25 protein-coding genes are annotated in these 24,279 nt (G+C 62.2%); 9 read left to right on the forward strand and 16 right to left on the reverse strand.

Going from position 1 to position 24,279, the window contains the following annotated elements; translation table 11 throughout:
• Positions 1-135 precede the first annotated feature (135 nt).
• From glgX to E6P07_RS09315, 4 genes are all read left to right on the forward strand, one after another.
• Entirely contained in the window at positions 136-2,220 is a 2,085-nt protein-coding gene (gene glgX, locus E6P07_RS09300) for a glycogen debranching protein GlgX (protein WP_153975345.1), read from the forward strand.
• A 292-nt stretch (positions 2,221-2,512) separates the two neighbouring features.
• Entirely contained in the window at positions 2,513-3,529 is a 1,017-nt protein-coding gene (gene gnd / locus E6P07_RS09305; protein WP_153976198.1) for a phosphogluconate dehydrogenase (NAD(+)-dependent, decarboxylating), read from the forward strand.
• Between the two features lie 10 nt (positions 3,530-3,539).
• Positions 3,540-4,130, forward strand: a complete 591-nt coding sequence (locus E6P07_RS09310; protein ID WP_153975346.1) for a Maf family protein — start codon at positions 3,540-3,542, stop codon at positions 4,128-4,130.
• Between the two features lie 120 nt (positions 4,131-4,250).
• Complete coding sequence (locus tag E6P07_RS09315; protein WP_153975347.1) at positions 4,251-5,774, forward strand: lytic transglycosylase domain-containing protein; 1,524 nt, start codon at positions 4,251-4,253, stop codon at positions 5,772-5,774.
• Between the two features lie 92 nt (positions 5,775-5,866).
• Here the strand turns inward: E6P07_RS09315 and E6P07_RS09320 are convergent, their stop codons facing one another.
• The 15 genes from E6P07_RS09320 to dsrA all read right to left on the reverse strand — a co-directional run bounded on the left by E6P07_RS09320 (position 5,867) and on the right by dsrA (position 19,901).
• A complete protein-coding gene (locus E6P07_RS09320; RefSeq protein ID WP_153975348.1) occupies positions 5,867-6,964 on the reverse strand; it encodes a sulfur reduction protein DsrS in 1,098 nt (365 codons plus the stop codon).
• 15 nt (positions 6,965-6,979) lie between these two features.
• On the reverse strand, positions 6,980-7,294 hold the full coding sequence (locus tag E6P07_RS09325) for a HesB/IscA family protein (RefSeq protein ID WP_153976199.1): 315 nt from the start codon (positions 7,292-7,294) through the stop codon (positions 6,980-6,982).
• A gap of 72 nt (positions 7,295-7,366) precedes the next feature.
• Positions 7,367-8,740, reverse strand: coding sequence for a cobyrinic acid a,c-diamide synthase CobB (locus E6P07_RS09330; protein WP_153975349.1), 1,374 nt, complete (start codon positions 8,738-8,740; stop codon positions 7,367-7,369).
• A gap of 78 nt (positions 8,741-8,818) precedes the next feature.
• The gene (gene nrfD, locus E6P07_RS09335; RefSeq protein ID WP_153975350.1) at positions 8,819-10,069 is read right to left on the reverse strand and encodes an NrfD/PsrC family molybdoenzyme membrane anchor subunit; all 1,251 of its coding nucleotides are present in this window, start codon (positions 10,067-10,069) and stop codon (positions 8,819-8,821) included.
• A gap of 45 nt (positions 10,070-10,114) precedes the next feature.
• A complete protein-coding gene (dsrO, locus tag E6P07_RS09340; RefSeq protein ID WP_153975351.1) occupies positions 10,115-10,891 on the reverse strand; it encodes a sulfate reduction electron transfer complex DsrMKJOP subunit DsrO in 777 nt (258 codons plus the stop codon).
• A 3-nt stretch (positions 10,892-10,894) separates the two neighbouring features.
• Entirely contained in the window at positions 10,895-11,320 is a 426-nt protein-coding gene (locus E6P07_RS09345) for a sulfur reduction protein DsrJ (RefSeq protein WP_153975352.1), read from the reverse strand.
• Between the two features lie 17 nt (positions 11,321-11,337).
• Positions 11,338-13,302, reverse strand: a complete 1,965-nt coding sequence (locus E6P07_RS09350; protein WP_153975353.1) for an NAD(P)-binding protein — start codon at positions 13,300-13,302, stop codon at positions 11,338-11,340.
• 73 nt (positions 13,303-13,375) lie between these two features.
• Positions 13,376-14,956, reverse strand: coding sequence for a sulfate reduction electron transfer complex DsrMKJOP subunit DsrK (gene dsrK, locus E6P07_RS09355; RefSeq protein ID WP_153975354.1), 1,581 nt, complete (start codon positions 14,954-14,956; stop codon positions 13,376-13,378).
• Between the two features lie 49 nt (positions 14,957-15,005).
• Positions 15,006-15,737, reverse strand: a complete 732-nt coding sequence (locus tag E6P07_RS09360; protein WP_153975355.1) for a respiratory nitrate reductase subunit gamma — start codon at positions 15,735-15,737, stop codon at positions 15,006-15,008.
• Between the two features lie 160 nt (positions 15,738-15,897).
• On the reverse strand, positions 15,898-16,236 hold the full coding sequence (locus tag E6P07_RS09365) for a TusE/DsrC/DsvC family sulfur relay protein (protein ID WP_153975356.1): 339 nt from the start codon (positions 16,234-16,236) through the stop codon (positions 15,898-15,900).
• A gap of 53 nt (positions 16,237-16,289) precedes the next feature.
• Positions 16,290-16,598 (reverse strand): sulfurtransferase complex subunit TusB, encoded by a 309-nt coding sequence (gene tusB, locus E6P07_RS09370; protein ID WP_153975357.1) that lies wholly within the window; start codon positions 16,596-16,598, stop codon positions 16,290-16,292.
• 10 nt (positions 16,599-16,608) lie between these two features.
• Positions 16,609-17,019: a sulfurtransferase complex subunit TusC gene (gene tusC / locus E6P07_RS09375; RefSeq protein WP_153975358.1), complete on the reverse strand. Its 411-nt coding sequence runs from the start codon at positions 17,017-17,019 to the stop codon at positions 16,609-16,611.
• Between the two features lie 13 nt (positions 17,020-17,032).
• Positions 17,033-17,425: a sulfurtransferase complex subunit TusD gene (gene tusD / locus E6P07_RS09380; RefSeq protein WP_153975359.1), complete on the reverse strand. Its 393-nt coding sequence runs from the start codon at positions 17,423-17,425 to the stop codon at positions 17,033-17,035.
• A 96-nt stretch (positions 17,426-17,521) separates the two neighbouring features.
• The gene (dsrB, locus tag E6P07_RS09385; RefSeq protein WP_153975360.1) at positions 17,522-18,592 is read right to left on the reverse strand and encodes a dissimilatory-type sulfite reductase subunit beta; all 1,071 of its coding nucleotides are present in this window, start codon (positions 18,590-18,592) and stop codon (positions 17,522-17,524) included.
• Positions 18,593-18,647: 55 nt separating this feature from the next.
• Positions 18,648-19,901, reverse strand: a complete 1,254-nt coding sequence (gene dsrA, locus E6P07_RS09390; protein ID WP_153975361.1) for a dissimilatory-type sulfite reductase subunit alpha — start codon at positions 19,899-19,901, stop codon at positions 18,648-18,650.
• A 621-nt stretch (positions 19,902-20,522) separates the two neighbouring features.
• Between dsrA and E6P07_RS09395 the strand changes: the two genes are divergently transcribed.
• Genes E6P07_RS09395 through cas6 form a run of 3 tightly spaced genes read left to right on the forward strand, consistent with a single transcriptional unit; the run spans position 20,523 to position 22,213 of the window.
• The gene (locus E6P07_RS09395) at positions 20,523-20,714 is read left to right on the forward strand and encodes a sulfur relay protein DsrC (RefSeq protein ID WP_153975362.1); all 192 of its coding nucleotides are present in this window, start codon (positions 20,523-20,525) and stop codon (positions 20,712-20,714) included.
• 44 nt (positions 20,715-20,758) lie between these two features.
• Positions 20,759-21,475 (forward strand): hypothetical protein, encoded by a 717-nt coding sequence (locus E6P07_RS09400; RefSeq protein ID WP_170286797.1) that lies wholly within the window; start codon positions 20,759-20,761, stop codon positions 21,473-21,475.
• Positions 21,476-21,511: 36 nt separating this feature from the next.
• Positions 21,512-22,213 (forward strand): type I-MYXAN CRISPR-associated protein Cas6/Cmx6, encoded by a 702-nt coding sequence (cas6, locus tag E6P07_RS09405; protein ID WP_153975364.1) that lies wholly within the window; start codon positions 21,512-21,514, stop codon positions 22,211-22,213.
• Positions 22,214-22,322: 109 nt separating this feature from the next.
• On the opposite strand, the gene E6P07_RS09410 is transcribed toward cas6, so the two are convergent.
• A complete protein-coding gene (locus E6P07_RS09410) occupies positions 22,323-22,793 on the reverse strand; it encodes a CYTH domain-containing protein (protein WP_153975365.1) in 471 nt (156 codons plus the stop codon).
• Between the two features lie 406 nt (positions 22,794-23,199).
• Here E6P07_RS09410 and E6P07_RS09415 point away from each other — a divergent pair, with 406 nt between their 5' ends.
• Positions 23,200-23,871, forward strand: a complete 672-nt coding sequence (locus tag E6P07_RS09415; protein ID WP_153975366.1) for a Bax inhibitor-1/YccA family protein — start codon at positions 23,200-23,202, stop codon at positions 23,869-23,871.
• A 93-nt stretch (positions 23,872-23,964) separates the two neighbouring features.
• Complete coding sequence (locus E6P07_RS09420) at positions 23,965-24,150, forward strand: hypothetical protein (RefSeq protein WP_153975367.1); 186 nt, start codon at positions 23,965-23,967, stop codon at positions 24,148-24,150.
• Positions 24,151-24,279: the final 129 nt, after the last annotated feature.

Here is a 24,279-nt window from a genome sequence, read left to right on the forward strand (position 1 = left end):
GCGACCCACAATGGCACTGAATTTTTGCTGGTCGCCATTCTCAAGACCCAGGCCAGACTGATTCGGTCTATCTGCCGGTTCCGACGATGTTGAAATGAGCGAATGCGCTTGCCTTGCGTTTGGGAGTGACTGCTGATGAGGCCACTGAGGTACCGTGTCCGACCAGGCAGTTGGGAGTCGGCGGGGGCCACGGTCATGGAAGGCGGCGTCAATTTCTGCGTGCTGTCGCGCTATGCCGAGCGCATGCAGCTCTTGCTGTTCGAGCACGAGGAGAGCCCGGATCCCTATGAGGTGATCCAGCTCGACCCGCGCGTCAATCGGACCTTCTTCTTCTGGCACATCTTCGTCGAGAACCTGCCCGAGGGCACCTTTTATAACTGGCGCGCCGAGGGACGCGCCGACCTACGCGAGACCGGCAGCCGGCTCGATGCCGAAAAGGCCCTGCTCGACCCCTGGGCGACTACCATCAGCGACCGGCTTTGGGACCGCGCCGCCGCCTCGCGCCCAGGCGACAATGTCGAGACCGCCATCCGTGGCCAGGTCGTGCGCGACGACTACGACTGGGAGGACGACAAACCGCTGTTCATCCCGCTCAATCAGTCCGTCATCTACGAGATGCACGTCGGCGGCTTCACCCGTCACCCCTCGTCCGGCGTGACCCACCCGGGCACCTTCGCCGGCGTTATCGAGAAGATCCCCTATCTCAAGGCACTTGGCATCACCCATGTCGAACTGATGCCGGTCATGGCCTTCGACACCCAGGACGTGCCACCCAAGACCGCCAGCCTGGGGCTGGAGAACTACTGGGGCTACAGCACCCATAGCTTCTTCGCCCCCCATCCGGGGTTCGCCGTGGACCCCCGCCATGCGCGCGACGAGTTCCGCGATATGGTCAAGGCCCTCCACAAGGCCGGGATCGGCGTGATCCTGGACGTGGTCTTCAATCACACCGCCGAGGGCGGCGCAGCCGGTCCGATCATCAGCTTCAAGGCGTTCGGCAACGAGATCTTCTATCACCTCGACTTCGAGGATCGCAGCAAATACCGCGATTACACCGGCTGCGGCAATACCCTGAACTGCAATCACCCGCTGGTAACACGGTTTTTGATCGACGCCCTGCTCTACTGGACGCACCGCATGCACGTCGACGGCTTCCGCTTCGATCTGGCCAGCGCGCTGGCGCGTGGTGAGGACGGCAACCCGCAGTATCATGCCCCGGTGCTCTGGGCGATCGAACTCGCGCCCGCGCTCAATCGTGCCCACATCATCGCCGAGGCCTGGGACGCGGCCGGACTCTACCAGGTCGGCGACTTCCCCGGTTATCGCTGGGCCGAATGGAACGGACGCTATCGCGACGTCATGCGCGGCTTCGTGCGCGGCGACCCCGGATTGGTCCCCGAGGTCGCCACACGCCTGGCCGGATCGAGCGACATGTACGAGGCGCGCGGCCGGCTGCCGATCAACTCGATCAACTTCGTCACCTGTCACGACGGCTTCACCCTGTGCGACCTGGTCAGCTACAACTGCAAGCACAACGAGGCCAACGGCGAGGACAACCGTGACGGTCACGACCACAATCTGAGCTGGAACTGTGGCTGCGAGGGGCCAACCGACGACGTCGAGATCCAGCGCCTAAGGCGCCGCCAGGCACGCAATTTCATCAGTCTCCTGATGTTGAGCCAAGGCGTGCCCATGCTGCTCTCGGGCGATGAGGTGTTGCACACCAAGCGCGGCAACAACAACACCTACTGTCAGAACAACGAACTATCCTGGTCGGATTGGCGGCTGGTCGAGACCAATCGCGACATGCTGGAGTTCGTGCGCGCCATGATCGCGCTGCGCCGGCGTCATCCGTCACTGATGCGCGACCGCTTCCTGACTGGCCGGCCCGAATATGGCCAGACCCTCCCTGACATCAGCTGGCATGGCACCCAGCTCGACCAGCCCAATTGGGACGATCCGACGCGCCGGGTGCTGGCCTTCACCCTGGCCGGCAGGGTCGAGGATGAACCGCCGCTGCATGCCATGCTCAACATGGACAGTGTCGCTCATGTCTTCGAGTTACCGGTCATTGCGGGTCGACATTGGTGTCTTGCGGTCGACACCTATCCGGATGGCGGACTGGTGGTGCCGCCCGAGGCGCAGCAACCGCTCTCCCACCCGGAGAGATTGAGGGTCGGCCCCCATGGCGTTGTGGTGCTGGAGTCGCGTCCGGTGTAAACAACCCTCGACTGAAGTCGAAGGCTTTATTGTAAGACGCAGCAAACATGGTTGACCGCATCCCCAACATTGGGCGTGTTTACAGCCGCCCTTGGCAGCGGGGCTCCACTGCCAATCCGGGCCAGGTTTCGACTGGCGTTGCAGTCGGCGTGCGCCCGGAGACCACACTTGCGGTGCATTATACACCACATGGCGCACTTCGCGCGCCCGCCATTCCTCCCGCGACTCAAGTCGCGGGTTTCCTTGCGGAGGGTCTATGAACCCCATCCTAAACAACGGAGGACAGAGCAAGATGCACATCGGCATGATCGGTCTGGGACGCATGGGTGCAAACATGGCGCGACGTTTGCTCAGAGCTGGGCATCACTGCGTCGTCTATAATCGCAATCCGGCCAAGGCCCAGGCCCTGGTCGATGAGGGCGCCATCGCCATCAACGACCTGGCCGAGTTCCGCGCCCGACTGGAGCCACCGCGCCATGTTTGGCTGATGGTGCCGGCAGCGGCCGTGGGCGGCGTCATCGAGGACCTGATCCCCCACCTGGAACCGGGCGATGCCCTGATCGATGGCGGCAACTCGCACTATCGTGACGACCTGGTCCATGCCGAGCGCCTGCGTCCACTGGGTCTGCATCTGGTCGACTGCGGCACCAGCGGCGGCGTCTGGGGCCTAGAACGCGGCTACTGCCTGATGATCGGCGGCGAACCCGAGGTCGTTGAGCGGCTCGATCCGATCTTCGCCGCGCTTGCACCCGGAATGGGTACGATCCCGCGTACCGCCGGGCGTTCGGGCCCACCGAGCCGCGCCGAACAGGGCTATCTGCACTGCGGGCCCACGGGTGCCGGGCACTTCGTCAAGATGGTCCACAACGGTATCGAATACGCACTCATGGGCGCCTATGCCGAGGGCTTCAACCTGCTGCGCCATGCCGGCATCGGACGCGAGGATCGCGCCCAAGACGCCGAGACCGCCCCGCTCGCCCATCCCGAGCACTACAGGTATGACATCCCGATCGCCGAGGTCGCCGAGGTCTGGCGGCGCGGGAGCGTCATCGCCTCCTGGCTGCTCGATCTGACGGCCAATGCCCTGCACGAGGATCCCAGTCTCAGCGCCTTCGGCGGCCGGGTCGCAGACTCGGGCGAGGGCCGTTGGACGGCCCTGGCCGCGATCGAGACTGGCACCCCTGCCCCACTGCTGACCACGGCGCTCTACGAACGCTTCAGCTCACGCGGCGAGGGTGATTTCGCCCATCAGCTCCTGTCGGCACTGCGCTATCAGTTCGGCGGGCACCAGGAATCCGCCAAGGATTGAACACCGCGCGATGAGTCCTCCACCGCTGATCCTCGCCTCGACCTCGCCCTACCGACGCACCCTGCTCGAACGGCTTGGGCTCCCCTTTGCTACCGCCGCGCCTGAGGTCGATGAGCGTCCTCATCCAGGCGAATCGCCGTCGGACCTGGTCCAACGGCTCGCCGCGGCCAAGGCGCGCGCCGTGGCGGCACATCATCCGGACGCGCTCATCATCGGCTCGGATCAGGTCGCCTGTCTCGATGACGCCATCCTCGGCAAACCCGGCGATCACACCACGGCCATCGCCCAACTGGAGCATGCCTCGGGTCGCTGCGTGCTGTTCCTGACCGGACTCTGTGTGCTCGATGCGCGCAGCGGGCAGGCCCAGATCCTGGTCGAGCCGTTCCGGGTGCACTTCCGCGCGCTCAGCCGCGCGCGCATCGAAGGCTATCTCGAACGCGAGCGCCCCTATGACTGCGCCGGCAGTTTCAGGTCTGAGGGCCTCGGGATTGCCCTCTTCGAGCGTCTGGAAGGCGACGATCCCAATGCACTCATCGGACTGCCGCTGATCCGGCTTATCCCCCTGCTGGAGGCCGCCGGCCACTATCCGCTTGGCTGTTGATCCCTTTTGATCTGATGAAACAAAGGGCGCCTTGCAAAACGGTTTTGGGTGCGCAAGACTTGAAACCGAACTCGAAAGATCCTGCCTAGGGCCAAGAATTTCCAGGGGGAATCATCTGCAATGCGACCAAGTGCCCTGAACGTCAAGCTCGCTTGGGCCTTGCCTGTTTCAGTCAGTCTGCTGCTCATGGCTGGCTGTGCGAGCCACAATCTCGAATCGCTGTCCGACCACATAGGCCAACAGAGCCCGCGTGACTATGGCGACAGCCACACCTTCCCGGTGCCGCCGGAGCTCCAGGACAATGTGGACTTCTGGCGCCATGTCTATGGCATCTGGGGGCGGGGCGAGGTTGCCATCCACGACGACGAATATCTGGGCATCGTCTATGAGGTCACCCGGATTCCAGGGCCGATCCAGGCCAGCTACAGCGAATCCCAGAGCGCCTGGCTGAAGGAGCGCCTGGATCATCACAGATCCAGGCTTGCCGCCCTGGAACAGCGAGTACGCGACAACCAACCGCTGTCGGACGACGACAAGGCGCTGCTGGAGAAATTCAAGCAGGCCGGTGGCAGCGTCGCCGCCGTCTACGGTGCCTCAGAGCGCGTGCGCGCCCAACGCGGCATCCGCGAGAAGTTCCGCCGCGGTCTGGAGATCAGCGGACGCTATGATCAGGCCTTCCGCGAGATCATGCGCCGTCACGGCGTCCCCGAGGACCTGGCCTTCCTGCCGCACGTCGAATCCTCTTTCCAGGCCAATGCGCGTTCGAGCGTTGGCGCGGTCGGTATCTGGCAGTTCATGCCCGAGACCGGACGACAATACAACATGAACGTCAATGCCCAGATCGACGATCGCTTCGACCCGATCCTGGCCGCCGACGGCGCGGCACGCTATCTTGCGGCAGCCTATCGCCAGCTCGGCAGCTGGCCGCTGGCCATCACCTCTTACAATCACGGCAAGGGCGGCATGGCCAATGCCAAGAACCAGTACGGCAACGACATCGGACGCATCGTCAAGGAATACAAGGGACCAGCGTTCGGTTTCTCCTCCAGGAACTTCTATGCCGGGTTCATCGCCGCCCGTGAGGTGGCAAGCCATGCAGAACGCTATTTCCCCGAGGGTATCCGCTACGAGCAGCCCTGGAACTACGATCGCATCGTCCTGCGCGACAGCATGCCCGTCGATCACCTGGCCCAGCACTACGGAACCTCCAAGCAACAGCTCGCCGAGTTGAACCTGCATTGGCGCGATCCGGTGATCAAGGGCGAGGCTGACCTCCCAGCCGGAACCACGGTCTGGCTCCCGGCTGGAACGACACGCCGGATCGCTAGTCTGCCTCCCCCCTTCACGAAACCGGTCGTCATCGCCCGTACCGAACCCAAAACACCACCTGTCGCAACACCCGCCGCGATACGTACCGCCGTGGCCAAGACGACACCCACGACCAAACCGATCACCTCGAGCAAGACCTCGGTCGCGGCCAACACCAAGCCCAAGACCCGTTATCACGTGGTCCAGCCGCAGGAGACGCTCTATCGTGTCGCGATCCAGAATGGGATCACGGTTGAAGAATTGCGCAAGCTCAACAAGATGCGTCCAGACGACAACAAGATCACGCCCGGACAAAGGCTCATCGTGGGTCTCTGAAACGCTAAGCGCACCGCCTGGGCGAGCTAGGGCCTCTGACAAGGAGACAAGGGTCGTGGCGAGCGCACCGAGTCACCCCTTTGGGCGCCCTCTCAGCGCGTCAGACAGGCGATCCGGCTCAAGACGGCATCGAGCAGGGGCGCAAGTTTACGGCGCATGAGTGTGCCCTGGGTGGTTGGGTCTGACAGCAGCGGCCGGATCAGGGCATAGCCGACGCCGGACAGAAAGCGCATGGCCTGGAGTTCGGCCCGACAGTCGGGACAGAGGTCCATCAGTTCACGTCCCTGCGGGTTGGAATGCGGGAAGTCATCGGCATCCTGCGTCAGGGCCTCAAACCCGAGATCGGATGGAGCCTCTGGACGCACGGGCGCGAAGGTCGCGCGCAGACAGTCGAACACGGCGAGCAAGACCTCCTGATTGGGCGGCTTGTCGAGAATCCGCGCCACCGTCTTGAGATAACCCTGACCGGAAGACGCATAGAGTCGCGCCAAGAGGCCAGCGACCGGATCGGCGTCGGCGGCCAGTGACCTCAGCGATTCCGGGACCGGGCGTGCCGGTCGGACTTCCGGCCAGTCATCGGGTCCGGCACGCAGAAACCCTACCAGCCAAGCCGGCTTGCGTGCGGCACGCATCCAAAGATCGCGCCGTCGTTCATCATCGAGCAGACCAGGTTGCAGGATCAGGCGCACGCTCTCCATCATCGCCTCCGGGTCGGTCTCGAACGGTAGATACTGGAACAGATACTCGGCCAAAACTGGCCCCATGCGCCCATCGCGCACGCGCGGATTGGCCAGCATCCGGCGTGCATTGCCGGCGTCCTCCATCGCCCACCAGGCACGGCGCGCCAGCTCGTCGGTCAGCCCGGGCGAGCCGACGGCCGCGACCACAGCCTCCGGCTCACCGAGCAGCAGCAGTTGCGCCAGACTCTCGGCGCGCATCTGTCCCAGCCGGGTCCAGCGGCTGAGATAGACCGGATAGCCGCCGGGCGAGCCCAACACCTGACCAGAGATCAATTCGCGCACCCGACGCAGATAACGCTCGGGTGCAGTGTTGGGATTGAGCTGGACACTCGACTCACCGCGCTCGGTCAGGCCCTGGACCCGCATCCGAACCTCGTCGATGCGGATGGCCAGCGGTTGGCTGGCCAGCAGGACATGGAGCCGCAGACTGTCCTCGTGACTGAGATCCATGACCCCTGTCCCGATTCAGCCGTCGCTCGGCGGTCGATAGGTCGGATCCTTGGGATTGAGGAAGATGAAATGGAACTGCCCCGGCTCCAGCTCGACATAATCCATGACCGTCTGATCGAGCAGCGGCACGTACTCGGGCGCGATCACGACATCTACGCCCTCGCTGGTCAGTCGGATGTCGTCCTCTGTAGGTTCGTCGAACCCCATGCGGTAGTCGATGCTCCCGTCTGGATTCCGTCCGGCGGCCAGACGCAGGCAAAGTCCCTCGGTGCCACCTTGCTTGGCCGCCTTGAAGACTTGGTCAGCGGCGGCGGGTGTCAGCTTGAACATCATCAGCCCCCTCTCGAACCACATCCACCAGACATGGATCGAGTTTGAAATTGAACCCCAGGCCGCACGTGGTCAGAGTGTGCGACGAATCTGGGCCAGAAACCGATCCGTCCAGCGGTTGCCGCCGACGGCGCGCAGATGGCTGTAACAGGCGAGCAGATTCCCCTGGACGATGCCGTCGTGCGAGCCATCGATGCCTGTGCCCCGATGGACGAGGTAGCCATAACGCCAGTCGGGATCCGGTTCCAGGATCGCCGAGTGATGGAACTCATGGGCGGCGATCTCGGTTGGCTCCGACCCCAGACGTGGCCAGGGAAAGTCATCGCTTTCGCTCAGACGCACATAGCCGCGACCCTGTGGACGATCGCGCATCTCGACCTCGGCATTGAGTACGCCAACCATGGCGCGCCGCTCGCCCTTCCAGCGCAACCATGAGCACAGATACATGAGGCCACCGCACTCGGCATACAACGGGCGACCCTCGGCGACGAAGTCACGGATGGCTTGGCGCATCAGCCGATTGTCTTCCAACTCGGCCATGCGGTATTCGGGAAAGCCACCTCCGATGAAGAGCGCATCGACCTCGGGTAGATCCTGGTCGGAGATCGGGCTGAACGGCACCAACTCGGCCCCGCCAAGGGTAAGCGCCCGCAGATCATCGGGATAATAAAACCCAAAGGCGGCGTCGCGGGCGATGCCGATACGCACGAGATCACCCTTGGGGGCGGGTTGAAGGAGATCGACCGACTCGGACGCCGGGGTCTGCGCCTGTTCGGCGATCTCCAGCAGTCGATCCAGATCGACCTGATCGGCGATCCGGGCACGGATACGCTCGATCCAGACTTCGGCGTCCTCGGCCTCGTTGCTCGGTATCAGTCCCAGATGGCGCTCGTCGATGCCAAGCCCTTCGTTGCGGTGTAGCACACCCAGTATCGGCAGATCCGTGTAGTGCTCGACGACCCGCACCAGATTCTCGCCATGATGTCCGCCGCCGACCTTGTTCAGGATCACGCCGGCGATGTCGAGATCGGGATCGAAGGCCAGATAGCCCAGGAGCAGCGGCGCGATCCCGCGCGCCAGCCCCTGACAATTGATCACCAGCACCACAGGGGCACCGATCAGCTTGGCCAGCTCGGCGTTGCTGTGCGCACCGTCGAGCCGCGTGCTGTCGAACAGACCGACATTGCCCTCGATCAGACCCAGATCGGCCGTACCCAGCTCGCGGACGAAGGTCGAGCGGATCTCGGATTCGGACATGGTATGGAAATCGAGATTGAAACAGGGGCGTCCCGCGGCCTGACCGAGCCAGAGCGGATCGATATAGTCTGGCCCCTTCTTGAACGGCTGGACCACCAGACCGCGCCGCCTGAGCTCGCGACACAGACCGATCGCAAGCGTGGTCTTGCCCGAGGACTTCTGGGGCGCGGCGATGTAGAGCTGGGGCATGTTTGAACCTAGCTGTCAGCTTCCAGCCAGGATGCGGTTATTGCGAGAAGCCGATCGCTGGCAGGTGAAAGCTGAAGATCACGCCGGTTTGACAAGGACTGCCGCGTCAAGTGTCTCCTCGTCCGGCGCGACCACATCGTCGGCCAAGGACTCGGGCAAGAATTGCAGCACCCGCACCCCAACCGCCGTGATCAGGAGCGCCAAGGCCACGCCGCCCATGCCGAGCAGGATCTCGGGGATGGTCGGCCAATAAGGGGCCGCCGCGCCCTTGACGCCATCGGCGAAGCCGGACTCCAGGATGGTGTGTCCGGGGAACATGGCCATCGGGAAGGCCTGGCTGCCGATGATCAGGACATACATAGCCGAGAAACCACCGACAATGACCAGGGCACAGGCAGCCATGATCCAGTCGCGCTTCTGACTCAACGCTGGATGATAAAGAATCCACATCGGCGCCAGACTGCCGACCAGGATCCAGCCAACCCAGAACAGGAAGGTGTAGATCCCGCCTTCGAGCAGCAGCCAGTGCTCCAGGCTGTCTTTCTTGGCCATGTAGAGGTTGGTCAGGTGATAGATCAGGGTGAAATAGAGCGCTACGGCGATGAAGAGCGCCAGCAGATTGCGCAACCGGCGCATCATGCGCGGGCCGATCGGGCGCCCCTCCTCCTCGAAGCCGAACATGAGCACCAGCATGAACACGGCCAACCCATAAACCAGGGATAGGGCCACAAACATCGGACCCAGGATCGCCGCGTCATAGGCCTGACGCGCGACCAGGAAGCCGAAGATCGAGCCTGTGCCTGTGGTCAGGGCCAGACGCCACACCAGCGCCAGAATACCGATCGGATAGTTGAAGGGGCCGCCCTGACGATCGGCCATCGACCACAGATAGGCGATGACGATGGTCATGAAGCCGGTATAGAGAAAGATATTCCAGGCGAAGATCGAGCTGAAGTTATAGTGGGTCATGGCCACGATCAGACGCTCCGGGCGCCCGAGATCCATGACCAGCACCAGCAGACCGCCCATCAGCATGGCCACCGCCAACAGCCCCGAGAGCCGTCCGAGCGGTTTGTAGATGGGCTTTTTGAACACAGTGCCGATCGAGGCGATGTTGAGCACCCCCGAGGCGGCGATGATCAGAAAGACCGCAAACACATGCGGCATCCCCCAGACCACCGAGTTGTTCATGCCGCTGACCCAGTGGCCTTCGTGTTCCATGTAACCGAATGAAAGCGCCGCGATCCCGAGCAGGGCCGCCAGGAAGCCCAGCAGACTCCAGTAACGCTCGGGCGGGATACGCCATTCACGATAGACGACTCGTTTCATTTCGATAAGCCCCTGGCCTTGGTGCGCGAAGGCTGAAAGTTGGACTCAGACGCCGGCGTAACGCACGCCGGTGTTCAGCATCAGATCCTCACGGATCTGCCGGCTTGGGATCTCGCGCAGCCGTTGGTTGATGGTGCTGTCGGGATCCTTGAGATCACCAAAGAGGATGGCCCCATGCCCCTCGGCCGCACAGGCATCGACGCAGGCGGTCGATTCCTCGCCTTGGTCTCGCCTGTGCACGCATAGATTGCAGCCCTCGACACAGCCCTTACCGCGCGGCACGGCGGTCAGCTGTCCAGTCGTGTTTTGATGGATGAAGCTGCGCGCCTTGTAGGGGCAGGCCATCATGCAATAGCGACAGCCGATGCACAGATGGCGATCGACCATGACGATGCCATCGGCGCGTTTGAAAGAGGCCCCGGTGGGGCAGACATCGACACAGGGCGGATGCTCGCAGTGCTGACACATCAGCGGCAACTGGGTGATGCGCCCGGTCTGATTGTCCTGGAGCTTGACCTTGCGGATCCAGACGGCCTTTTGATGTTCCCACTTGGACTCTGGGTGGCGCGGCTCCTGGAGATCCAGGCCATTCTCACGCTCGCAAGCCTCGACACAGGCTGAACAGCCGTCGGCGCACTTGGCGGTGTCGATCAACAGACCCCAGCGCACATCGTCCGTGACCGGCTCGGTGCGTGGCCCAGCAGCGAGGCTATGCAAAAAGACGCCCGGGGCCACCAGCGCGGCGGCGCTCACGCCGGCAGCGGTGCCGATAAAGCCGCGGCGGCGACTGTCGACAGACGTATGGGTTGTGTTCTCGTTCATGGTTCAGTGCCCTCCCCCATGAGACGCACCCGTGAAACCGGGCCGATTGGGTACGGAGGCATGACAGTCGAAGCAGTCCAGATGCACGGCCGCATAGCTGTGACAGGCGCCGCAGAACTGGTCCGGTTGATTGATCGGTCGCGGATTGCCGGCGGCATCATAACTGATATGACAGTCGATACAGCCAGCAAGGCTGTACTTGGTGCCCCGGATCCCCTGGTGGACCGTCTCGATGCGTTGATGCTTGATGAACTCCATGTGCATGCGGCGCATCCGCTCGGTCGGCTCGACGCAGGATTCGCGCTCGGCCGCCAGCGAACCCTCGACCACATAGCGCTTGAGCCCATCGGCGAGGGCGGTGTGGGCGACGCCTGTCCCCCACACCAGCCCAAGCACGACGAGACCAACTCTGACTACGGCCTTGGCCATCAACGCCTCCCTGGACCTCACTCGCCCAGCCCCATCTTGATGTAGCCGGTCGGACAGACGTCGGCACAGATGTGACAGCCGATGCACTTGGCGTAGTCGGTGGCGACATAACGACCTGTGGTGCGCTCGGACCTGTCGACGCGATAGACGGCATCCTGCGGACAGAAGATGACGCAGTTGTCGCACTCGAAGCACAGACCGCAGCTCATACAGCGCTTGGCCTCCTCGATCGCCTCGACCTCGGTCAGACCGATGACACGCTCATGGAAATGCCCGAGCACCTCATCGGCGCTCGGGACTTCTTCCTTGCGCCGGTAGCGCGGCACATAGTTGAAGTGTCCAAGGAAGAGCTCCTCGTGCGAGATGATCTCGGCGCCGGAGCGATCCTCGTAGTTGTGAACGGCCCAATTGCCCTCAGAGGTGCCGCGTAGATCACCGAACTTGGCGACATCGAAGGTCTCGGGCGCTCGGTTGACCTCGTTGAGCTTGTCGAGCAGGTTGAAGTGATGGACATCGACCTTGGGACGGCGCTTCGGCTCGGTCTGCATCACATAGGCGTCGATCGATTCGGCCGCGACCCAGGCCTGACCGATGGCCGTGGTCAGCAGGTGTGGGCGGATGATGTCGCCGGCAACGAAGTGACCCGGCTTGCCGGGCACTTGATAGAACTTATCGGAATTCATCAAACCGCGCCCGTTGTCGAACTGCTCCAGACCCGAGAGGTCGCCGCCCTGCCCGATCGCCGAGACGATCAGGTCGGCCTCAAGCACGCGCTCTGTGCCCGCGACCGGGGTTGGGCGTCCATCGGTCATGATGCAGTCGGCGATCTTCAGCCCGGTGGCACGACCGTCGGCATCCTTGATGACCTCGATCGGCATCACACCATCGAGGATGGTCACGCCCTCGCGGGTCGCGTCCTCGACCTCGTGTTCGGCAGCGGTCATCTTGTCGCGCGGAAAGAGCGAGGTCAGGGTCACCTGGGCGCCCTGAGCCGCGGCCACCCGGGCCGAATCATGGGCCAGATAGCCGTCTCGGATGATGGCCTCGGGCAGCTCGTTCGGATTGGGATTGGTGATATGACCGAGACGACGCGCGACCGAGACCACGTCGATCGAGGTGTCACCGCCGCCGACACAGACGACCTTGCCGGCCGTGACCTTGAGTCGCCCCTCATTGAAGGCCTTGAGAAAGGCGACCCCCGTGACACAGTTGGGCGTGCCCTCCCAGCCCGGGACAGGCAGGCCGCGTCCGGTCTGACAGCCGATGGCCCAGAGGATGGCATCGTAGTCCTTCTCCAACTGTTCGACCGAGACATCGCGGCCGATGCGCGTCTTGAGCCGGACCTCGATCCGGCCCATGTCGAGGATGCGCTGGATCTCGGCGTCGAGCTTATCGCGCGGCACCCGATAGCCGGGGATGCCATAGCGAAACATGCCGCCCAGGGCCTCATTGGCCTCGAAGATGGTGCAGGAATGCCCCCGGCGACGCAGCTGATAAGCGGCGGCGAGCCCAGCCGGACCACCGCCGACGATGGCGATGCGCTTGCCGGTGTCGCGCTCGGGCGCCTCGAACCTGTAATTGTTGGCGATGGCAGTGTCACCAATGAACTGCTCGACCGCGTTGATGCCGACGAAGTCCTCCAGCTCGTTGCGGTTACAGCCGTCCTGGCAGGGGGCCGGGCAGACGCGCCCCATCATCGCCGGGAAGGGGTTGGCGTCGGTGGAGCGACGGAAGGCATACTCGCGCCAGTCCATCCCCCTCGGCGGCTGCTCCAGACCGCGCACGATCTGCAACCAACCGCGGATGTCCTCGCCCGAGGGACAGCTTGCTTGACAAGGCGGCGTCTTGTGGACATAGGTCGGACACTTGTGGGAGCGGTCCTGATTGAAGATCTTGTCGGTCAGTTTGTCCCAGACATTGTTGCCGTCCTCGAATCGACGCCAGGTTGGCTTCATCTTCATCTCGTCGCTGGAAGTCGCCATCTCAATCGTCTCCATACCAGTTAAACCCTGACGCGGGGATCAGGGGGTTTGTATCAGGTTGCGCTAGCCCCGGTCAGGCCGCCTCGTCTGTTTCTTCTTCGTTCGGATCGTCCAGGTCCGGCATATCGTCTTCGTCCTCGTCCTCATCTTCGTCGTCATCCGGCCCGGGTGTGAGCACGATGGCGTTGGAGACGAGCTGATGGAGGCTGACGATCTGATCCATCTCCAGGCCGTAATAGGGCAGCACCTTGGTGAACTGACTTTTACAGATGGCGCAGATGGCGGCCATGTGCGTCACACCCTTCTCCTGCATCACGTTGTTGAGCGCGTCGAGTCGCGGCTTGGCGCCCTTGACGCGCAGTTCCATCAGATCATCGGTCAGAAGCCCACCACCGCCGCCACAACAGAAGGTGCGGTCGCGAATGGTCTCTTCGTCCATGTCGTAGAAGTGGTTGCAGGTCGCGCGGATGATGGCGCGCGGGATCTCAAACTGACCGCCCGGGGTGTCCCCCATGCGCGAGGCGCGCGCCACATTGCAGGAATCGTGGAAGGTCAGGACCTTCTCGTCGTTCTCGCTCTTGTCGAACTTGAGCCTTCCCTGCTGGATCAGGTCATAGGTGAACTCGCAGATGTGCTGCGGCACCGGATAGCGCGGGTCGAGGAAGTCCCAGGGACCGGCCAGGGTGTTGAGGAAGGAATAGGCCACACGCCAGGCATGACCGCACTCGCCGAAGACGATGCGCTTGACCTTGAGCTGGATGGCCGCCTCACGGATACGCTGAGCCAGCCGACGCATGTTGGCATAGGAGCCGATGAACATGCCGAAGTTGGCCGCCTCGGAGGCATAGGAGCTCAGGGTCCAGGAGACACCGGCCTCGTGGAACACCTTGCCATAGCCGACCAGTCCATCGACATGCGGCTCGGCGAAGAAGTCGGCCGAGGGGGTCACGAGCAGGATCTCGGCGCCGACCTGATCGATGGGATACTTCACCCGCACGCCAGTGTTGTCATAGACGTCCTCTTCCAGACCTTCGAGGGTGTCCTTGAGCGCCGGCCCCGGCAGACCCAGATTGTTACCGATCCTGTAGACCTTGCCGATGATCTCGTTGCAGTACTTCTGGCCCACGCCGATCGAGTCCATGATCTCGCGTGCGGCCATGGAGATCTCGGCGGTGTCGATGCCATAGGGACAGAACACCGAGCAGCGCCGGCACTGCGAGCACTGATGAAAGTAGCTATACCAGTCGTTGAGCACCTCCTCGGTGAGGTCCTCGGCCCCAACCAGCTTGGGAAACAGCTTGCCGGCCAGGGTAAAGTAACGCCGATAGACCTTGCGCATCAGGTCTTGACGTCCGACCGGCATGTTTTTCGGATCGCCGGTGCCGAGAAAATAATGGCACTTGTCGGTGCAGGCGCCGCACTTGACGCAGGCGTCCATGTAGACGCGCAGCGAGCGGTACTTGCCCAGTAGCTCGCCCATCTTGGCGATGGCCTTGGTCTGCCAATCCTCGACCAGCTCGCCAGGGAAGCCGAGCGGAATCTGAAATTCTTCGCGCGACTTAAAGGGGGCGCTATGCGCCATGGCCCCGGGCGTAACAGGCGGAACCTCAGTGTATTGGGTCAGGGCTGGGACTTCGAACGTTGCCTTGGCCATGGATCAACCTCTATTGAAGGAGACGACTGGGGCTCTTGAGTCATGGGGTTCATGACTGTTCGAGCTCCCTGGCCCAGGGTGCGATGTGACGCCTTTCGCGCGGGTTGTCGACCTGGTTGCGCGTCGGGCTGAAGAAGAGCCCGGGCGCATGTAGCAGCTTGCTGTAAGGGAAGATGATCATCAGCACAGCCACCAGAAACAGATGCAGCAAGAGCAGCGGATCGGCCGGCAGTGGCTGGATGTTATAGCTGTAGAGCCCCTGGAAGAAGTGCTTGATCTCGACCACATCGACGTGAAAGGCGAACTTCATCAGCAGTCCGGTACAGCCGATGGCCACCAGCAGCCCCAGGATCAGATGGTCCGAGGGCGCGGTGATGTACTTGACGCGATCGACCAGAAAGCGCCGCGCCCAGAGCCCGATCAACCCCAGGACCATGGCGATGCCACCATAGATGCCAAACGGCTGGATGAGCTGGATCGGGAACCACACCGGCTCGATGAAATAGCGCAGATGACGCAAGGTGACGAGGAAGAGACCGAAATGGAACATCCAACCGAAGATCCAGGTCCACTTGTTGCCGCGAAACAGGCTCTCGAACAGGACGACCTCACGCATCATCCTGAAGACGACACCCGTGCGTGTCGTCGGCGCCGGGGTGGTCGGGATCTTCAGCGGCGCGGGGGTGCGGGCATACTGAATGATCTTGCGAGCCAGGCCGGCCACGAGCACAAAGGCGGCGAAATAGAACAGGAAGGCATAGAAGCTCGTCAGAAACGCCATGTTTCCGCACCCTCGGTAGAACTTGATGGGATCCGGCGCGTCGGCAGTTCAAGTAAACCGCGCGCCGACCGCTCGTAAGCGGCCAGCTTTCAGCCGCCAGCTTCCAGCCAGAGGGCCTTTATTGCTGGAAGCTGCTGGAGACTGGCGGCTAAGGCTTTCTTTAGACGCAGCCGGTCGGCTTGGGCAGGCCGGCGAAGCGGCACGCCTGCTTGGCTGGGCCATAGGGGAAGAGGCCATAAAGATACTTGCTGTTGCCCTTGTCTTTGCCGAGCTTCTTACCGACGGCCTTGGTCAGGACCCGCACGGCGGGAGCGATCTGATACTCCTCGTAGTACTCGCGCAGGAAGTTGATGATGTCCCAGTGCTCATCGGTCAGCTCCAGGTTGTCCTGCTTGGCCATGACCCGGGCGACCTCTGGCTCCCAATCGTTGAGGTTGACCAGATAGCCTTCTTCATCCACGGGTAATTGCTTGCCATTGACCTCGATGGTATCCGCCATTGGGGATGCTCCTCTATCTTGAGTTCGTATCTGAGTTCGTTTCAGTTAAAAACTTACAACCAGGCCTGGACCTTGTCACACTCGGCCGCCAGATCGACGAAACCGGCATAGTCCAGGATCCTGATCCCTGGGATGACGCGCTCGTCACTAAACCCCCGTGCCTTGAGATCGGGGCCGAGCACGTACAGCTTGAGCTTGCCGAGCGCCGCGGTCACCTGGGACTCGATGCTGGTCCCCGCCAGCGCGGCATAGACACCGTCCTCAAACAACAGGACACTCGCGCCCTCGGCGGCAAACTTCAGGCAGGATTCTAGCGAATTGCGCTCGAAGGGTGACTTGTTGACGGTATGCAGAATGCTCATTTCACCCCCCTTAGAAGCTGAAGATCACATCGGACTCGTTCATCAGTGCGCTCACGCGGGCTGAATCGATGACCTCGACGATATTGTCGATCTCCTCCTCGGTCTCCGGGTCTTCGAAGGGGATCTCGATCAGGTCGTCTGGGGTCAGTCCGCGCGCCTCCAGCGAGTCGCGATCGACATAGACGCGCCGCACCTCGTAGTCGCCCAGGGTGCGATAGGTCGGGGAGAAGTTCTTCATCCCGATGCCCTTGGTGTCCTGGCCCTTGGTGAGCTGATAGACACCATCGTCGATGAACATGACACATACGTCCTGATCGAAGGCAGCACCAATGAGCACGACCTCCAGCGCCTCCCAGGCGTAGATGGTGCCGTAGGGGGCCTTGCGATTGAGGTACATGAATTTCTTCACGACTTCCGACATGATGGCGCTCCCTTCAGTCACCGAAGACGACGAGACGGTCGGCCTGGATCGCCGCCTCGACCAATTGTCCGAGCCCGGAGATGCGGAATCTGGGATGGATGTTGGTCGCGTCCTTGCCGTTGCGGGCCATCTCGCCCTCATCGACGATCCCGCGCCGTTGCGCGGCGGCGACACAGACGACCATATCTAGATCGTATCGCTCGGCCAGCTCCGCCCAGCGGTTGACGATATGACGATCATCCTGTGGCGGCGTGGTCAGACGGGTCGAGTTGTTGACACCATCGTGATAGAAAAAGACCCGGAAGATCTCATGACCCTTCTCCAGCGCGGCCTTGGCGAAGTGATAGGCCGAGTCGGACGCCTGATGCTGATACGGCCCCTCGTTGATCTGAAGCGCAAACTTCATGTAGACCTCGGAATAGAGTTTTCAGTGCCCAGTCGAGCAACCGCCCTGAAAGCCCTTCCCCTTTAGCGGGGGAAGGGGCTGACTGTTGCCTGAGTGTCAGAACCGAATGTAAGACGAGCTGTTGAAGCTCGCGCGCGCACCGCGCCAGGTATCGATGTGATACTTGGTGAAGGGCAGCTCGACCTCCTCGAAGAAGCGCGGCCAGCCGATGCGCTCGATCCACTCATTGATGCGCTCCCAGTCCTTCGCACCTTCCTTGTAGGCCTTGAGGATGCGCTTGACGATGGCCGTGGCCTCGGGCCAACGCGGCGGATTATTGGGGATGCCTGCAGCGACCAACTTCTGGAAGGTCGGTTTGCCACGCGCATTGGAGTGGTTGCCACCAACCCAGATCGCGAGCTTGGTGTGTTCGGGATCGTTGATCTGCATCGGCGGACAGGGCGGATAGCAGGCGCCGCAGCAGATGCACTTGCGCTCATCGACCTCCAGCGACGGCTTGCCGTTGACCAATGCCGGGCGGATGGCGGCCACCGGACAGCGCGCCACGACCGCAGGCCGTTCGCAGACATTGGCCACCAGATCATGGTTGATCTTCGGCGGCTTGGTGTGCTGGACATTGATCGCGATGTCGCCCTGACCGCCGCAGTTGATCTGGCAGCAGGAGGTGGTGATGTGCACCCGGTTGGGCATGCGGGCGTTGCGGAACTCGTCGATGAGCTCGTCCATCATCGCCTTGACCACACCCGAGGCGTCGGTGCCTGGGATGTCGCAGTGCAGCCAGCCCTGGGTGTGCGAGATCATGGCCACCGAGTTCTGGGTGCCGCCGACCACGAATCCGGCCGCCTCCAGGGCATCGATCAACGGTTGGACCTTAGACTCGTCGCTCACCAGATACTCGATGTTCGAGCGGATGGTGAAGTGGACATAGCCTTCGGCAAACTCATCACCGATGTCGCACAGCTTGCGCAGGGTGAAGACATCGAGGATGCGCTGGGTGCCGGCCTTGACCGTCCAGATCTTGTCGCCGCTGTAGGCCACATGCAGCAGCACACCCGGACGCGGATGCTCATGGTACTTCCACATGCCGAAATTCTTGCGCATCACCGGATGCATATACTGCCAGGGGTCCGGACAGCCGGACTCGATGGGCTCACGCATTTCCGCCATGGACTGATCCTCCAGTGTTTCGATTCTTGGGAATGAGGCTGCGATCGATGCCGCTTCAGCGCCCGGCCTCGGCCCGACGCGCAAACCACTCCTCGGCCGCCTGATCCCAGCCATCCATACGGACGTAGGAGCTCTGACGTGGGTGGCTCAACATGTTCGGATCCGGATCGATGCCAATACCCTCCAGGAAGTTGGCCAGGCCGATGCGCTCGATCATCTCGCCGCAGCGCTCGTGCTCCAGGCCGTTCTCGGCCCAAAAATCGATGATGGTCTCGGCCAGCTCGACCAGGGAGTCGTAATCTTCTTCGGTCTCCAGCTTTTTGAAGGGCACGATCACGGTACCCATGAGATCGCCGATCTTGAGGGTGCGCTTGCCGCCGATCAGGATGGTCACACCCTTGTCGTCGCCGGGATGCAGCGCCTTGGGCATGACATTCAGACAGTGCATACAGCGCACACAGTCGCGGTTGTTGACGGTCAGGGTGTCGTCATCGTTGAGCGACAGGGCCTTGGTCGGGCAGCGGGTGATGACATTGTCGATGTAGTACTGCCGCCCCTTCTCGGCGATGTAGGCCTTGACCTCGGCCTGATCGACCTTCATGTCGTCGCGCCAGGTGCCAAGAATGGCAAAGTCCGAACGCTCGATGGCGTTCTGGCAGTCGTTGGGACAGCCTGAGATCTTGAATTTGAACTTGTAAGGCAGCGCCGGGCGATGCACGTCATCGACGAAGTTGTTGACCAGCCTCCGATGGGCCTTGAGCTCATTGGTGCAAGACATCTCGCAGCGCGCTGCCCCGACGCAGGACATGGCAGTGCGCACGCAGGGACCGGCGCCGCCCAGGTCCCAGCCATAGGAGTTGATCTCGTCAAAGAAGGGCTGGGTGTTCTCGGTGGTGGCGCCAATGAACATGATGTTGCCGGTCTGACCGTGGAAGGTGATCAGGCCCGAACCGTACTTCTCCCAGCTATCGGCCAACTGGCGCAGCATGGCGGTGGTGTAGTGGTTGCCCGCCGGCGGCTGGACGCGCAGGGTATGGAATTCCTTAGAGGCCGGGAACACCTTCCCGACCTCGGAGAAGCGCGGGATGATGCCGCCGCCGTAACCGTACACCGATACGGTGCCCCCCTTCCAATAGCCCTTGCGGGTCTCATAGGAGTGTTCGAGCTGACCGAGCAGATCGTTGTTTACGGCATTGATGCGCGGGTCCGGATGCTGGTCGCGCAGACGCTTGATACCGGAGATGAAGCTAGGCCAGGGACCGGTCTCGAGCTGGTCGAGCATCGGGGTGGCGTGCTTGTCGATAGCCATTGCGCGGTCTCTCCTAATCGATGATAACCAGAAACGGATCTAAGGCTTGGGCGCTCGCACAAGACGACCACGGCCGCGATCGCAGAACCCTGCGGCGCGTGAGGTCTTAAGCGTGGCGCCGACGGAACCGACACGCTCGGAAAACCGATCGAGCCGGCCCTCAAACCAATCGGCGATCGCTAATATACTCAGGGATGGAATGCGCGCCCATTCCACGATCGGGGGAGATAGGCCCTCAGACCTCTATCCCCTTCGAGATATCCACTGGCGCCTGGCGTCCGCCTCGAACGCCATCCGCTTTGGCGACTGGCTTTGCAAAGAGCCTACAGGTCGGCCCACCACTCAGTCAATAAACTCTAATATTAACGCTTTCTAAATCTCAACCGCCCATCGGGCCGATTCGGACCTGGGTATCTTGTTTCGGCGGTCAGGGCATGGTTGTTTTCGGTTTCGCGTGCCTGCACATTCTTCAGAAGCCTTTGGCTTTCAGCCGAACGCTTCCGGGCAAAGCGCCTTCATTGCTGGAAGCAGATCGCTGGAGGCTGACGGCTGACGTACAGGTCTCGGGCAGACGCCGACGACGGGCGTATTCCGAACCCTTTGATTCACACGGACACACAGATGCTCAGGCTTAGTGAAATCCTGGTTGCCAACCAAGACATCGAATCCTTCGACGAACTCATCCCCCTCGTCCAGGCCGTGGCACGTTCCGGCGAGCGGTTTTTCCGCATGGACGTCAAGCCACCCTATCCGGACACACCGGAGAACTGGGAAGACCGACTCGAGGCCGCCTTCAGCGGCCTGCTGCGCTGAATTCCATCTTAACGACCAGCAGAGTTTTTCCGGACATGAACACCATGAAGTCATTCGACCCCCTGACCATCCGCCTGCCGGATACCGCCGCTGATTCCGTCTTCAACGCCGGCAGTGAGTTTGCGGCATTGGAGTCGCATCTTCAGGTGCTCAAGGAGCGGCTCGCGGCCATTGAGCACAGCAGTGGTTCGGCGCATGAACTGGCCGATTTGCGCTTGCAGGTCGCGCGCACCCTGGTCGGTCTAGAACGCGGCGCCGAGGCCTGGCCGCTGGCACGCGCGGCCTTTGATCACTTCATCGAATGGGATCAATTCGAGTCCGCCGCCGATGCCTGCGACGTGCTGTTCCAGGCCGATCAGCCCGGCTCGGTCGCCGCGCTCGGTCAGGGGATCTGGCTGGCCGTCACCTGTCCCATCGATCCCGAGTTGACCATCGAGCTGCTCAAGCATGTGATCGACGAGACCCCGGACGACGCCGACGGCGCGGCGGTGGCAGCGACCACGGCGCTGTTCCTGGCCGATGTGCGTGCCCAGGGGCGTCATCGCGAGGACCTGATGTTCTTCGCCACCCAGTTGCTCGGCACGGTGGCGCGCCGGCATAGCCGGGTCGAGACCCCTGAGCAACTGGATCGCTGGATGGATCGGTTGGAGCTGAAAGAACCCGAGAAGTTCCTCGTGCGACTGCGCAATATCGTCGATGTGCTGGTCCAGGACGACTGGTGGTTTGACCGCGAGGCGCTCCAGCGACGTCTGCCCTATTGATCCATCACCCGCCCCCTTAAGGATTCCAGCCGACCAATGTTCTGGAACGAAGACGACCCGACCGAAGCCCCGCTGCTGGACGACATCGTCGATCTGCTCTTTACCATCGACTGCAAGTGTCTACCAGTCGATCATGCCTACGCGCTGTCAAGCGCTCTGCGCGCCTTGGTGCCCTGGTTCGACGAGGAGCCGCATCTTGGCGTGCACACGATCCATGTCGCCGGATCCCAGAATGGCTGGGAGCGGCCCGAGCACTCGCCTGAGGCGCTGATCATGGTCTCGCGCCGCACCAAGCTGAGGATTCGCGTCCCCAGCGCGCGGGCGGACGATCTGGTCGCGCGGCTCCAGGGTCAGCGCATCGAGGTCGGGGGTCAGCCCTTGACGATCGGCGCGGCCAAGCCAAGGCCACTGAGCCAGGAGACGACGATCTTCACCCGTTATCTGGCGGCGGATTCGAGCGGCGATGCCGAGGCGTTCGCCAACGAGTCGCGTTTTCTCGAGGCCGCCGCGCGTGCGCTCGGTGCGCTCGACATCCGCATGCGCAAGGCCCTCTGCGGTAAGACCACATCCCTGTATACGCCTGCCGGCCCAATCCATACCCGTGCCCTCATGCTCGCCGGATTGACGCGCGAAGAGTCGATGCGGCTCCAGCGCGAAGGGCTGGGACCGTATCGCACGCTCGGCTGTGGGCTCTTTATCCCGCACAAGGGCATCGACCCAGTCAGGCCTCCAACCTGAGCCACGCCTGCACTGCCCAGCGGTGCGCTTTGGGCCTACACAGGACCATCAGCAGATCGTCTAGCTTGTCTTGGAGGCCGCTCAAGCACAGAGGACGCCACACATTGAGTCAGGACCAGTCACAATAGGGATGCCGGGCAAGGTTGACGTTGAAATAACGCGGATCATTTGAGACCTCGGCCCCGAGCCAGTCAGGTCGAACGAACGTCTCGTCCAGGTCCTTTAGCTCCAGCTCGGCCAACACCAGGCCGGCATTGGCACCGGCAAAGACGTCCAGCTCCCAGAGATGCCCCGCGTGGCGCACGCGATAGCGAGTCTTCTCGATCAGTGGCGAGACAGCCAGTTCGCGCAGCAGGGTCTCGGCATCGTCGATCGGGATCGGATATTCGAACTCCAGTCGGCAGATACCCTGGGTCTTGCCCTTAAGGCTCAGCCAGGCCGTATCACCCCGGATGCGCACGCGCACGGTGATATGCGCATCCTCGGTCAGATAACCCTGGACGAGGCGCGTCTCGTCCTCGACCTGGTCGCGCCAGGCCTCGCCGACGACCAGAAACTTGCGTTCGATCTCGATGGCCATAAGTTGACATCCTCCCCGGCCTTCCGTCCGGAGATTCCTACGGCGCTTTAAGGCGCGGCATTGAGCCACACCTTAAAGTCGCTTCGGTGGGTTCCTGGGCCGAGTGCGCAACCGCTGCTCGTCTCTCCACAGGCGTGACTTCCGGCGTGCCCCGCCGGAAGTCGCCTTGGGTATCGGCGACAACATCATTGTAGGACGGCTGCGCCGTCCACGCGATCCTTCCTCGGCCTGAAGGCCAAGGCCTGTCGCGCACTGGGTCACGAAAGCCCAGTTAAGGTCCGACGAGGATTTGCGCCCAGGCGCGGGTCCGGTATGCTTCTGGAACTCCAACCCCGTCGCCGTGTCTCAAGACCGGCAACCTTTGTATTTCTAACCCACTGTTAGCATGACAGGAGTGAATCTCAACATGGCCAATCCGGGTCTTTCCTTCGTCAAGACCACCGATTCGGTGATCGCGACCAATAAGGTACTCAAAAACACCTATCTGCTGCTGTCGGCCACACTCGGTTTCAGTGCCCTGACCGCCATGCTCTCGATCGTGTTGGCCGTACCCTCCTGGGTCTATCTGGCCTCGGTCATCGCCTCCATGGTGCTGGGTATCTTTGTGTTGCCGCGTACCGCCAACTCGTCCGCGGGCATCGGGGTGATCTTTCTGATCACAGGTCTGCTCGGCTTCGGGCTCGGCGCCATCCTGACCCTGTATCTGGCCCTGCCGCACGGAGCGCAGACCGTGGGCCTGGCCTTCGGCGGCACGGCGGCGATCTTCTTGGGCCTGTCGGGCTATGCGCTCACGAGCAGGCGTGACTTCAGCTTCATCGGTGGCTTCATCTTTGCTGGCATGATGGTGGTCATGCTCGCGATCATCGCCAACCTCTTCCTGCAGATGCCGGCATTGTCGCTGGCCATCGCCTCGGTGATCATCCTGCTGATGAGCGGCTTCATCCTGTTCGATACCAGCCGCATCGCCCGGGGTGAGGAGACCAACTATATCCTCGCCACCTATGGTCTGTATCTGAGTATCTTCAACATCTTCATCAGTCTGTTGCAGATCCTCGGCATCATGGGCAGTGACGACTGATCCATCGATCAGGGCGTCCACAGACCCCTCGCCCCCACCCAGCCCCGGCCCCGCGCCGGGGCTTTCGTTTCGATTCAATCGCCGAGGTCCATCATGGAACTCCTGTTGAAGATCATCGCTGCACTCCTGTTTGGGATGATGCTGTTCTTGCTGTGGCCAGTCTACAGACACTGGCAGGAACATGGCCCCAAGGCCCAAAAGGGCGATTGGCCAGCAGTCATCCTGCCGCTCGGTGCCGTCGTGCTGTTCGTAGCCTTGCTGGTGCTGGCGGTACGCTAGGCAGGCTGTGGTAGAGTGATAATTCTTGTGTCATACGGGAGATGGAGTCGTGACCCCTAGGCCCAAACGCACACCCCTTGTCAGAGCTTCGCTCCTTGCCCTGGCCCTGCTGGCAGCCGGCTGTCAGCT

This window comes from Thermochromatium tepidum ATCC 43061, from assembly GCF_009664085.1.
Classification (GTDB): domain Bacteria; phylum Pseudomonadota; class Gammaproteobacteria; order Chromatiales; family Chromatiaceae; genus Thermochromatium; species Thermochromatium tepidum.